General features: G+C 39.8%; 9 protein-coding genes. All 9 read right to left on the bottom strand.

Features of this window, described 5'->3' with window-relative positions; all coding sequences use genetic code 11:
- Position 1 precedes the first annotated feature (1 nt).
- Complete coding sequence (locus EO119_RS00270; protein WP_126940252.1) at positions 2–1,801, bottom strand: B12-binding domain-containing radical SAM protein; 1,800 nt, start codon at positions 1,799–1,801, stop codon at positions 2–4.
- Between the two features lie 1,305 nt (positions 1,802–3,106).
- Entirely contained in the window at positions 3,107–6,271 is a 3,165-nt protein-coding gene (locus EO119_RS00265; RefSeq protein ID WP_126940251.1) for an efflux RND transporter permease subunit, read from the bottom strand.
- 9 nt (positions 6,272–6,280) lie between these two features.
- Positions 6,281–7,447, bottom strand: coding sequence for an efflux RND transporter periplasmic adaptor subunit (locus tag EO119_RS00260; RefSeq protein ID WP_009354038.1), 1,167 nt, complete (start codon positions 7,445–7,447; stop codon positions 6,281–6,283).
- Positions 7,428–7,679, bottom strand: coding sequence for a hypothetical protein (locus EO119_RS00255; protein WP_062402931.1), 252 nt, complete (start codon positions 7,677–7,679; stop codon positions 7,428–7,430). The genes EO119_RS00260 and EO119_RS00255 overlap by 20 nt, the downstream gene beginning before the upstream one ends.
- A 33-nt stretch (positions 7,680–7,712) precedes the next feature.
- On the bottom strand, positions 7,713–8,015 hold the full coding sequence (locus tag EO119_RS00250) for a TetR/AcrR family transcriptional regulator (RefSeq protein WP_126940250.1): 303 nt from the start codon (positions 8,013–8,015) through the stop codon (positions 7,713–7,715).
- 270 nt (positions 8,016–8,285) lie between these two features.
- Positions 8,286–9,272 carry a deoxyguanosinetriphosphate triphosphohydrolase gene (locus EO119_RS00245; RefSeq protein WP_062402936.1) on the bottom strand — a complete coding sequence of 329 codons (987 nt, stop codon included), beginning with the start codon at positions 9,270–9,272 and terminating at the stop codon, positions 8,286–8,288.
- Between the two features lie 15 nt (positions 9,273–9,287).
- The gene (locus EO119_RS00240) at positions 9,288–10,106 is read right to left on the bottom strand and encodes a pyruvate, water dikinase regulatory protein (RefSeq protein WP_062402939.1); all 819 of its coding nucleotides are present in this window, start codon (positions 10,104–10,106) and stop codon (positions 9,288–9,290) included.
- 8 nt (positions 10,107–10,114) lie between these two features.
- Positions 10,115–10,744: a CBS domain-containing protein gene (locus EO119_RS00235; RefSeq protein ID WP_009354020.1), complete on the bottom strand. Its 630-nt coding sequence runs from the start codon at positions 10,742–10,744 to the stop codon at positions 10,115–10,117.
- A 51-nt stretch (positions 10,745–10,795) separates the two neighbouring features.
- A complete protein-coding gene (gene ppsA / locus EO119_RS00230; RefSeq protein WP_126940249.1) occupies positions 10,796–13,168 on the bottom strand; it encodes a phosphoenolpyruvate synthase in 2,373 nt (790 codons plus the stop codon).
- Between the last annotated feature and the right edge of the window lie 393 nt (positions 13,169–13,561).

The following is a 13,561-nucleotide window of genomic DNA, read 5'->3' as shown; positions in this document are numbered from 1 at the left end:
ATCACACCTCCTCCCTGATAGTTGAACTAGCAATATGTTCTGGATAATTCAAATTCGTATCTACACATTGTTGAGGACGTATAAAAGGTTTCGTCTCACCTTTTACATCGATGATGACCTCTACAGCACTATAAGAACCCCTTGAAATCCCTAAGTATGGCAATGTAGCACCACACACCTCTATCGTGTGGTAATCTTGTCTCACTTTACGCCACTCCACAAAGGAATAGTTAGAAATGTATTGTCGAACTAATGCTTCCTCACGCCAGAATATCTCGGCATCTTGCATTTCTTGCTTTCTATCCTTAGATAAACCAAATCGTTCATCACGGATTTTCCCATTGAAAGATGTCAATACATCGTAGCGCAATAAATCACAGGCCACTTGGTCCTCTTTCAAGGTAAAGAACTCATAAAGGAATGCTATTTGATCAGCATCATTTAATTTACGGTCTTGATTCCCTTTTTCTAACCATAGCTTGGTCATTTCTTCAAAATAGGCAAAGGCCGATCCTTCTTGGATTAAGCTTTCACTAATGTACCCAAAAACTGTGCGATACCGTTCACTATTATAGAACCGTTCAAACACATCTTCAAAATGTTTTAACATGCGTACATCATCATAAGGCAAGACATGGGTTTGTAATACTTCATAAGGTGCTTTCGGATTGGCAATATACTCGTACTCTGCCATGGAACGCACGCCAGAGCCTTTTAATAACTTTAAAAACCCAATCTGCAACGCATGAGGTTGCAAACTGAATAAATCATTAAAGGACTTCTCGAAAATAGATTTACTTTCATATGGCAAACCTACAATTAAGTCCATATGCACATGGGTGCGCCCAGCCTTGATGATTGGTGGTATCACAGATTGAATACGACCCCAATCATTGCGCCGATGGATCGCCTCTAAGGTCTTATCATGCGTACTCTGAACGCCTACCTCAATCTGTATTTGACCATGACGAGTAGAACTTAGAATATCTACTTCTTTTTCAGTCATTAAAATGGATTCCATTTCCAGGTGAAAGTTCGTCTGTCCCCCATGGTCACGCATCCACTCCATCAATGGAATATGATGATGAGGCGCACAGTTAAACGTACGATCCACAAACTTCACCTGTTTTACATTGTGCTCTACGAACCAAGCTAACTCTTCGATTACCCGTTCTTGGGGAAAGAATCGTACAGTGTTGCGATTTCCAGATAAACAATACTGGCAACTAAAGGGACAACCACGAGAAGATTCATAATAGACAATTTTATTCCCTAAGGTAAGCATATCTTCCTCTGTGTACGGGAATGGTATTGTACTTAGGTCCTTCACCTCTACAGCCTCTTCAGACCCTTGAATGTTCCCTTGTTCTCTACCTAGGATACCAGGTATGACAGGATCAACAGGAGAGTGACCTGTACGAATTGCTTTCACAAACGAAGTGAAAGCCTCCTCAGCTTCCCCTTGTACAATATAGTCAATACACGGGTGGTCTTCTAATAGTTCCCGCGCTGTATAACTCACCTCAGGCCCCCCTAAGATAATCTTAGTACTAGGGCGGACCGCTTTGATCATAGAACATAGATGCAATGTCATATCGATATTCCAGATATAACAAGCAAAGCCTATTACATCTGCGTCTAACGTAGTGACATTATTTAAAATATCTAAAATAGGCATATTAATAGTGTATTCCACTATCTCATATGCCTCGTCTTTCGTTCTTCCATAAGCCTGCAAATAGCGCAACGCCAAAGAAGAATGTATATATTTTGAATTCAACGTTGAAATAATAACTTTCATTTGTACCTCACTCATCGAATGAACTTAGTTCATCGGCTATTATTTCATTATACCACAAAACACAAACCTCTCCCATAATTTAACTCTTAGAGGGACGCAGTTAGACGTAGGAACAAGTAGTATTTTTTTGCAAAGTATGGTATACTTGACATGTAAAAAAGAAGAGCCATCAACGTGTAGCTGGCGTTAGGCTCATCTCAAAAAGTCAAAATTTGATTTCGCCTAACGTGTGAGGGCCGTAAAACCTCATTTCGTTAGGCGTTTTCATTAGCTATAAAAGCAACGAATAACTTCTACAATTAACATAGAAAATTGAATCAATAAAGATAATTTTTCATATGCAGTCATAGTATCACCTCCTCCCATAATAGGAAGAGATGAGCCTAACAACACGTTAATGACTCTTCTAATCTTCATTATACTACAAAATTACCCAAACTATTAACATGTATCAATATAGTTTCCTACCCCGGAGGAATGCAGTTAGGTGTAGCAGCCTTCGTGGCGGTCTTTACTGACAAAATTACACAAACACAGGAAGAGCACGGCGTGCTCCGAACAAACATTATGAAATACCGTTTGTAAGGAGTATGCCGTGCTCTAACTATACTCTGAGGAACGCAGTTAGGCGTAGCAGCCTTTGTGGCGCCCTTACTGACAAAATGATACAAACACAGGAAGAGCACGGCGTGCTCCGAACAAACATTATGAAATACCGTTTGTGAGGAGTATGCCGTGCTCTTCCCTTTTTTATCATATTCAATTAAGACCGCCACAAGGCTGCATAGCCTAATTAGTGACAACCTACAAGCTGCATACTCTAAAAAGTAGTATTTTATCATAAAGTATGGTATACTTAATTTATAAATAAGAAGAGCCATCAACGTGCGCAGGCGTTAGGCTCATCTCAAAGCTTAAAAGAAATGGGCCTAACGTGTGAGGTGGTCAGACCTCTTTACGTTAGGTCATTTTATTATCTATTTCAAGATATCAATAAAATGAATTAGTAATTCCAAAGCTAAAATGATCAAATAAACCTAACCACTGTATCAGTTCGGGTCGGAATATGTCGTGCTCACACATTATAAAATCCTGAGGAACACAGTTAGGTGTAGCAGCCTTTGTGGCGCCCTTACTGACAAAATGATACAAACACAGGAAGAGCACGGCGTGCTCCGAACAAACATTATGAAATACCGTTTGTGAGGAGTATGCCGTGCTCTTCCCTTTTTATCATATTCAATTAAGACCGCCACAAGGCTGCATAGCCTTACAAGCAACGACCAACGAGGCTGCATAGCCTAATTAGTGACGTTTAAAGCCTAGTTTTTCTATAATGATGAACAGCATAGGGATGATTGCCACTCCAAAGAATGTGGCTGTAATCATACCAAATACTACGGTCACACCCAAGGATGCACGGGCACCAGCACCAGCGCCACTTGCCAACATCAATGGCGAGCATCCAATGATGAATGCAAAGGACGTCATCAAGATAGGACGTAAACGAATCTTCGCTGCTTCAATAGCTGCGTCTACATAGTTCATACCTCTTTCATCAACACGAATCTTAGCATATTCAATGATTAAGATCGCATTCTTCGCTGCCAAGCCCACTAATGTAAGTAAGCCGATTTGGAAGTAAATATCCAAGGCAAAGAAATGTGTAGATTTCATCATGGCACCAATCATATTGAATAACCATGGACCAAGAACAGCACCAAAGATACCTGTTGGAACAGATAATAATACTGCAAATGGCACTTTCCAAGATTCATACAAGGCAGCCAACACAAGGAATACAAAGACAATACCGAATCCAAAGATAATCAACACTTGGGATCCCGCTTTGATTTCCTCACGAGTTTGTCCACCCCAATCATAGGTATATCCTTGTGGCAATGTATTTTTCGCCACTTCTTCTAAGGCTTTGATAGCATCACCAGAGCTAACACCTTGCTTAGTATTACCACCAATGCTCACTGCTGGGAAGTTGTTATATCGTGTTACCACAAAGGCAGATGTCGTTTTTTGCGGTGTAATATACGTATCAACTGGCACCATTTGACCTGCTGCATTACGAACAGTCAATAGATGATTCATACTAGGATCGGTACGGAACTGATTGTCCGCTTGTAACATAACTTTGTAGTTTTTACCAAACTTAGTAAAGTCATTTAACTGCATACCACCATAATATCCTTGTAAGGCTGTATAAATATCTGTCACAGCTACACCATCACGAGCCGCTCTATCACGATTCACATCAAAATTATAGGATGGTGTGGCCGTATTGAAAGTCGTATAAATACTAAGGAACTCAGGACGTTTTTGAGCTTCTCCTAAGAACTGTTGCACTACCGCATTCATTTGTTCTGTACTATGACCCGCTTTATTGATGAGGTACATGGAGAAACCACCCGTCTTACCAAGACCTGGGAGGGATGGTGGATTCAACGGAATAATCGTTCCTCGTGGATCTTTAGAACCATGCATGAAAGTATTTCGAATCTTTAAGCCAAGCTGTTGATCTGGTTGCGTTCTTTCACCCCAATCTGTTAAGGATGTAAAGATTACACCACCACTCGTTTGTGCTGCCCCAGCTAAGATATCAAAGCCAGGTACTGTGATGGTCCCATCAGAATCTTTATCTTCGTTCAAGAAATGACCTAAATCAGTTAATACATCTTTTGTACGACTAGAAGTCGCCCCTGGCGGCAAGGATACCGCAACCAGAAAATAGCCACTATCTTCAGCAGGTACGAATCCACTTGGCACCATACGCATCATACCAAAAGCTGCACCTAAGAAGATAGCCAATGCCAACCATGTGGCCCATAGACGATTGGACCAACGAGCTAAAAGAATACCATACTGATCGATTCTTCGATCCAAGAATCCATTAAACCACTCCAAGAAACGACCCACTATATTAGTAGTCTCTTTTGGCTTATGTGGTTTTAACATAATACCACACAATGCAGGCGTCAATGTCAATGCTACAAAGGCAGAAATAATAACAGAAATAGCTACTGTTAAAGCGAATTGTTTATACAATACCCCCGTTAAACCACCCATGAAGGCCACTGGAACGAATACGGAAATCAATACGAAAGCAATACCAACAACAGGGCCTTGTACTTTTTCCATGGCTGCTACGGTAGCCGCCTTTGGTTTCAACCCATTGTAGCGCATTTCATATTCTACAGCTTCGATTACGACGATCGCATCATCCACGACGAGACCGATCGCTAACACCATGGCTAGCAAAGTCAATGTATTAACAGTAAAGCCCATTACTTGGAACGCCGCAAAAGTACCAATCAAAGATACTGGCACTGCAATCATTGGAATCACTGTAGACTGCCATGTTTGCAAGAACAAGTACACAATAATCGCTACGAGAATCAAGGCTTCTTCAAAGGTTTTTACTACTTCTTTCATAGAAGCTTTTACAAATTTTGTATTATCTACAATAATCTTCGCTTGCATATCCGGTGGGAATGCTTCTTCTTGTTGGTGAATAACCTCTTTTACAGCATTGATTGTTTCTAATGTATTCGCATCATTCGTTAATGAAACAGCAAATACAGCTACTGGTTTATCATTGCCCGTTTCTTTTGAGAAGCTTGTAGGCTCTACAGAATAACTTTGTGCCCCTAATTCAACACGAGCTACATCTTTTAAATGCAATAAATTATTCTTTTTATCTTTTTTAATTACGATATTTTCAAATTCTGAAATTTCAGCCAAACGACCTTGTACTTTCACAGATGTGTTGAAAGCTTGATCTTTGTCAATTGGATCGGAACCTAACGCACCTGCTGCAGCCTGTTTGTTTTGACTGCGAATCGCATTGCTTACATCTGTTATGGTAACGCCATACTTAGACATTTTTGTAGGGTCTAGCCAAATGCGCATAGCATAGTCAGCACCGAACTCCTGCACTGTACCCACACCATTCACAGATTGGATGGCATCCATCATGTAGTTAGTGGCATAGTTTTTCAAGAAAGTTCTATCATAACTACCATTTGGCGATACCAAGGAGAATACCATGGCCATATCACCAGAAGATTTCGTAGTGGTCACGCCCACCGTTTGTACTTCGGATGGCAAGGATGCCAAGGCACGGGCTACACGGTTTTGTACGTTTACCGTATCCATATCGGCATCAGTTCCTTGCTCAAATTGAACTGTCAAGTTATAGGAACCATCCCCTGTACTCGTGGATTGCATATAATCCATATTTTGGACGCCAACGATTTGTTTTTCGATGACTGCCGCTACCGATTCGCTTACAACCTCAGCATTGGCCCCCATGTAGGCAGTACGTACCTGTACTTGCGGTGGAGAAATCTGTGGATATCTGTCGATCGGCAGTTTTGATAAGGAAATCAACCCTAGCAATGTAATGATAATAGAGATTACGATGGCAAAGATAGGGCGATTAATAAAGAATTTTGACACAATATCACCCTAATTACCTTTCTCAATATCTTCTTTGCTTAATAAAGTTGCTTTTACTTCTGCGCCATTTTTCGCTTTTGTTAAGCCATCTACAACGATTTCATCGCCTACTGTTAAACCTTTACCATCTTTGGAAGGACGAATGATGGTGTATTTACCACTGGTACCACTTGTTGTGACAGGCACTTGTTCTACTTTACCATCTCGGATGACCATCACAAATGTTTTATCCAATACTTGTAATAAAGCACGAGATGGCACTAAGATAGCGCCTTGAATAGTTTCACCGCTAGTAATAACGGATGCATACATATTTGGTAACAACATATGATTTGGATTTGGGAATGCTGCTTTTAAAATCAGCTGACCTGTACCGCTATCTAAGTTTTTGGCAGCTTCCACAATGCGACCTTTAATTGTGCTTACAATTTTGTGATTATCATCATAGGTACCATAGATTTCACCATTGGACAATTTCAATTCTACTTCGCCATCTACAGAACGATGTGCTTTTTTATATTCTAAGTACTCTGCTTCACTCATACTAAATTGTACATATACTGGATCGGTAGAGTTCAATGTGACAAGTGCTGTTTGTCCAGCTGTAACGAATGTACCTAAATCTACATCATCCATTTCCAATGTACCATCAAATGGCGCATATACAACCGTATCTTGTAAATTATTTTCCGCTAAGCGGATTTGTGCTTCCATAGCTTCTAAGGCTGCGCGATTTTGTGCAGCCACACTAGCTTGTGTATCCAGTGTTTGGCGGGCAATGGCATCTTCATTTGCTAATGTTTGATAGCGCTGTAAATCGACTTGAGAGTTTTGGTACGCTGCGCTAGATCGTGCTGCATTGGCTTGTGCACTAGCTAGGTTCGCTTCGTATTGACGTCCATCGAGACGATACAATGCTTGACCGGCTTTTACCGTGTCGCCCCCTTTTACATATTTTTCAACAACTCGACCGGATACATTCGCTCGAATCACAATAGAATTTTGTGCCAATACAGTACCATTGAAAGATTCTTGTACATTTGTATCAGTAGCTGTGATTTTATAGGAGTTAACCTCCGTTGGACCTTGCCCCGGAGCTTGTCCACCACAACCAGATACAAGTACAAGGGCTGCCAAGCTAGCTGCCACTAAACCATTATACGCTTGTTTTTTCATTCATTTCACCCTTATTTGTAATACCCTGTAATATAACTGAAATAACCTTTGGCATATATTTATAAATATCCTCATGATGATTGGAGCTTTCAAACACAATGCGTCGTACAGCACCTTGCAACATCATAATGATAATATCAACATCCACATAGCGAGCAATAGTTCCTTGCTCTTGTTGGTGTAGTAAATAGTGTTTAAGTAAGTCCCAATCTTTCTTGAACAAAGTTTTCAACGTTTCTTGTAGTTGCGGTATATATAAGAAGATTTATATGAAAGATTCTCCACTGAAAGCCGCATACAAATTTGATCGTACTTTAAAATACCTATCTAATACTTCTTCTACAGTAAGACTTTTATTGTTCACAATATTCTCATGCTGTCTGTAAAAATCTTCTGCCCCATGGACTAAAATGGTTTCTACAATTTCATGTTTAGAACGAAATTGTTCATACAACGTACGTTTACTGATAGTCAGTGCTTTTGCTAAATCATCCATGCGGAATGATATGCCTTGCTCTTCAATCATTATGGCCGCCGCTGCTAAAATTTTCTCTTTAACCGTAACCAATATAGCCCTCCTTTCATACTCTCTTTTATATCTATTAAAACTCAAAGTATACTACTCAGTACTACTCTTTAGTTTACTTAAAATAGGAACAAATGTCAAACTAAGAAACTCATCAATTCGATGATGTCTATATACCCCAAACTTTCATTTTTAGAAAGTTTAGGGTATGAATAACCCAAACTTTTATTTTTAAAGAGTTTAGGGTATGAATAACCTAAATTTGCAAGCAAAAAATGCCACGCCTTAGCGCAGCATTTCTTTGAAAGCAGATTAATTATCCCATACTTTAGGAATATAATACTCAGTAAATAGTTTTATCGCATAGTTATCTGTCAGACCCGCCACATAGTCCACAATATCTTGGTCTGTAATGGGATTGTCATGATGGATTTCATGGCGAATCGCCTCGGGATGTTCTTTATAGTACATAAATAAGTGTTTTACCACATAGTCACCTTTATTCCGATCTGGAATTAACGACGGTGCCCGATAGACACGTTCAAACATAAAACGACGGAAAATATTCATAGTTTCCACACCACGTTCTGACATAGAAATCACCGGTTGATCCATAGAGGATGTCACCATATCTGTGACCATGGCAGTAATCATTTTGGAATGGGTATCTCCGAAGACCTGTACCACTTCTTTCGGTAAATCATTCACCCTGAGCATATGTGCTCGCAACGCATCATCAAAATCATGACACAAATAGGCGATACGATCAGCAGTGCGTATAATCTGCCCTTCCAAGGTAAGAGGCATATGAGAGCCTGTATGCCCTAAAATACCATCACGAACAGCAGTTGTTAGGTTAAGACCTTGTCCATCCTTTTCTATACTTTCCACCATGCGCAAGCTTTGCTCATTATGATTGAAATGACCTACCATATCACGAAGGGCGTATTCCCCCACATGTCCAAATGGTGTATGTCCCACATCATGCCCCATAGCGATAGCCTCTGTCAAATCTTCATTCAACCGCAACGCCCGTGCAATGGTACGTCCAATCTGTCCCACTTCTAAGGTATGTGTCATACGAGTCCGATAATGGTCCCCTGGAGCAATATATACTTGTGTTTTATGTTTTAATCGACGGAAACATTTGCTATGTAAAATACGATCTCGATCTCGTTGAAAATCCGTCCGATATGGATCAGGCTCTTCCTTACGATCTCTTACAGATTCTCTACTTTTAGCCGCATAAGGACTTAACATAGTATATTCTCGTTCTTCTAGCATTTCACGAATACTCATATGACACCTCCTAGCTTAGCGTGTATCCATGACACGATTTTTTTGAATGATTTGCATCACCATACCAGCTGTTTCTTCGATAGATTTATTAGTTACATCAAGTACTGGACAATGCAACCGTCTCATCACAGTTTTTGCATAATTTAACTCTTCTTCAATACGGCTTACATTCGCATAATTAGCGTCCGCATGTAGTCCCATGGTACGAAGACGTTCTTCACGAATATTGTTCAATTTGAAAGGATCAATAATTAACCCCACAATCTTGCGCCCTGGAATTTGGAACAATTCTTCTGGTAACGGTACTTCTGGTACCAATGGTAAATTGGCTGCTTTTATTTTTTTATAGGCTAAGAACATAGATAATGGTGTCTTACTAGTACGAGAAATACCAATAATGACAATATCTGCTTTTTCAAAGCCTTTTGGATTTTTACCATCGTCGTATTTCACGGCAAATTCAATAGCCTCTACCTTTTTGAAATATTCTTGGTCTAATTTATGAATCATACCAGGTGCCAATCTAGGCTCTGTATCTGTCATAGTTCCTACTGCATCCATAACAGGGCCCATAATATCTACGGCTTGCACACCCTGTGCTTTACAAGCTGTATCTAAATAAGACCGCAATGCTGGTGATACAATGGTATGACAGATCACATGTCCGCCGGTAGCAGCTTCTTTTACCACTTCATTTATTTGTAATTCATCATTAATATAGGGCACACGAACGATATCAATCGTTTCCTTATCATATTGACTTGCCGTAGCACGTGCCACTGATTCAGCTGTTTCTCCTAGGGAGTCAGAAATTGCATAAATAATTTTAGCCATAATTACTCCTATCGTTTTCCACAGTCCCAAAATAAACGGGTCACTGTGGTTTTAGAAATACGACCTACTACACGATATTCTTTACTTGTCTCTAATAATACCTTATCTACTACCGGTACGCAATCGATTTCAAAATCAATCATCCGTTCTACTGCTTCCACAACAGGCATATCGGGATATGCCACTACGACTTTACTAGTAGGTGTCATGATCATGGAAATAGGCATAGTATTTAAATCAGACCCACCAAGAGAGGCACGCAATAAATCTTTACGAGAAACCACTCCTTTTAATATACCATCATCGCAGATTAAGATAGTTCCTACATCTTCTGTGAACATGGTAACAATTGTGTCATACACAGATGCTGTGGAACTGACTGCTACCACACTTGACATAACTTGTGCCACAGTAAAACTATTAATCTCAGCCGCTAAGGGATTATTTGCCACTTTACCAACATAGTAATACCCTACCTTTGGCCGTGCATCTAAAATACCCATCATTGTCAGTACCGTTAAATCTGATCGCAACGCAGACCTCGTTAAGTCTAATTTTGTAGCGATAGCTTTACCAGTGATAGGCCCTTCTTGTTGTACAATTTGTACAATCGATTCTTGTCGTTTTGAAAGATTCATATTGTTACCTTTCTATGAAAAAGGAGGCTCCTTCCAGAGCCTCCTCATCTATTACCAATCTAAAGCTTCTGTATTTTGACGACCTTTGCCTGTCAAAGCATCTAACATAATGCGTTGTTCTAATTGTGCCACCATTTTTTTCGTAGACACCACAGCATCTGGATTTACAGAAATAGAGTCAATACCATGTTTTACTAAGAACTCACAGAACTCTGGATATACACTTGGCGCTTGTCCACAGATGGATACTGTTTTGCCATCTTTGTGTGCTGTTTCAATTAAATGTTTAATAGCACGTTTTACAGCCAAGTTTCTTTCATCATAAATATGTTGTACAGTTTCATTATCTCGATCACAGCCTAATACAAGCATCGTTAAGTCATTGGAACCGATAGAGTAACCATCTACATATTGATTGAATTGATCCGCCAAGATAATGTTCGCAGGGATTTCAGCCATCAACCATACTTTGAAGTCCGCATTACGTTGCAAGCCGTGTTCTGCCATAATACGAGTTACTTCTGCTGCTTCCTTCACAGTACGACAGAATGGAATCATAACTTGCAAATTTTTAAAACCGAATTCATTGCGTACTTTTTTAATGGCTTCTAATTCTAACAAGAACGCTGGTGCATAGCGTTCATCATAGTAGCGAGAAGCACCACGGAATCCAAGTAACGCGCTAGATTCTTCTGGCTCGTATTTATCACCACCATTTAAATCACGGTATTCGCTAGATTTGAAGTCACTCAAACGCAATACAACTTGTCGAGGGGCTAAGGCTGCACATACTTTACGCATACCTTCGGCTAAGGTATCGATGGCAAAATCACGACGACCTGTTTCGATTAAATGCATTGGGTGTTCATGAATAAAAGTAGTCCAAATGAATTCCTCACGCATTAAACCAATACCATCACAAGGTAATACGCCATATTTTTCAGCCAAGTCTGGATCGCCTAAGTTCATGTAGATTTTAGTAGCTGTAATCGGTGTTGGCTCTACATATCGAGCTTCTGCTGCCGGTTCTACTTTTTTAGTAGCCTCTTCTAAAATTCCATCATAGACAATACCATTTGTAGCATCTACAGTAATCATTTGACCGTCAGAAATCGTTTTCGTCGCCTCTTCACTGCGAGATTTTGTACCTACAATACAAGGAATCCCCAACTCACGACTTACAATAGACGCATGACAAGTCATACCACCTGCATCTGTGACAATAGCTTTAGCTTTTTTCATTGCCGGTACCCAGTCAGGTGCAGTCATAGTAGTAACAAGGATTTCTCCTTCTTTAAAATCATCGATATCTTCTGGATTTTCAATCACATGAGCACGACCTGCTGCTTTACCAGGGCTCGCAGGAAGACCTTTTACAACAATCTTACGTTCTGTTGTAGTCGCTTCCACTACAGTTTCTTCTTTTTCTTTCTTTTGAGAGAATACAGTTTCTGGACGGGCTTGTAAAATCCATACTTTTCCATCGCGCTCATCGATGCCCCATTCCATATCCATATAGCAACCATAATGTTTTTCAATTGCTTTTGCATAAGTTGCTAATTCGATAACTTGTTCGTCTGTGATAACTTGTTGACGAGCTTGGTCTTCAGGAATTTGAATTTCAACGCAATCCCCTTCTGGTTTACGTACTAATGCAAGATTTTTATCATTAATCATACGATCGGTAATTTGCATTGTTGCTTTATCTACAGTGAAATTATCTGGTGTCACTGTACCTTGCACTACATACTCACCAAGACCCCAAGATCCTTCGATAATAATGGATTTATCATCACCATTCATAATATTCACAGAGAACATAACGCCTGCAGCTTTAGAGTATACCATCATTTGGATGGCTGCTGACAAGGCTACTGTCATATGATCGAAACCTTGTTTTACACGATAGTAGGTAGCACGGTCAGTGAAAGTAGATGCATAGCATTCTTTTACTTTAGCAATGATCATATCTGCACCACGAACATTTAAGTATGTATCTTGTTGACCTGCAAAACTAGCATCTGGCAAATCTTCCGCAGTGGCACTAGATCTTACCGCTACAAATGGGTTCTCTTCCCCTACTTTACGTGCTAATTCTTCATAGCCTTCACGAATAGCCTCAGCTAATGGAGCTGGCATTTCCTCATCCATAATCATTTGACGTACTTCTGCAGTCACCTTACGTAACAACGCAGAGTTTTCCACATCATGCAATTCTTCCAATTTAGCTTTAATTCGATCTACTAAACCAGTTTCTTCCATAAAATAACGATAGCCATGGGCTGTAGTAGCATATCCATAAGGAACAGGTACATTCGTAGAAGAAGTCATTTCTCCTAAAGAAGAAGACTTACCACCAACAATATCCACATCCTCACGATGCAATTCATCAAACCAAAGAACATATGCAGTATCACGACTCATGATTATCCCTCCATTAGATATAGTGTTCATAATTTAACTATATAGTACAACACATATAATAAATAGTCAAGCATTATTCTATATGTATACCTAATTTAGTTAGCAAATTAACGCCATTTTTGAAATATAGAGGAATATATATTGCTATACTAAGCCTAATCTTTTTAAAATATCTCTAAGTATTATAAATGCCATCATAAAGTATACAGAAATGACGATATAAAGATGTAGAACTAATAAAAAAGCACCCTATACGGGTGCTATCAATAAATTGACTAGGTGGGAGTCGAACCACACGCTTATCCACAGAGGAACGCAGTTAGACGTAGTAGCCTTGTGGCGTCTCTTACTACCTAAATCACTCAAACACAAGAAGACCGTAACATACCCCTG

Source organism: Veillonella sp. CNR 79/14 (assembly GCF_003992185.1).
Taxonomy (GTDB): domain Bacteria; phylum Bacillota; class Negativicutes; order Veillonellales; family Veillonellaceae; genus F0422.
The sequence above is the reverse complement of the archived record's forward strand: the minus strand, read 5'-3'. Positions and strand labels throughout refer to the sequence as shown.

Bases quoted from the DNA above. Each gene is read 5' to 3' on its own strand.
- EO119_RS00270 (WP_126940252.1), bottom strand. From the start codon at position 1,801: ATGAAAGTTATTATTTCAACGTTGAATTCAAAATATATACATTCTTCT.
- EO119_RS00260 (WP_009354038.1), bottom strand. From the start codon at position 7,447: ATGAAAAAACAAGCGTATAATGGTTTAGTGGCAGCTAGCTTGGCAGCC.
- EO119_RS00245 (WP_062402936.1), bottom strand. From the start codon at position 9,272: ATGAGTATTCGTGAAATGCTAGAAGAACGAGAATATACTATGTTAAGT.
- EO119_RS00240 (WP_062402939.1), bottom strand. From the start codon at position 10,106: ATGGCTAAAATTATTTATGCAATTTCTGACTCCCTAGGAGAAACAGCT.
- EO119_RS00235 (WP_009354020.1), bottom strand. From the start codon at position 10,744: ATGAATCTTTCAAAACGACAAGAATCGATTGTACAAATTGTACAACAA.
- ppsA (WP_126940249.1), bottom strand. From the start codon at position 13,168: ATGAGTCGTGATACTGCATATGTTCTTTGGTTTGATGAATTGCATCGT.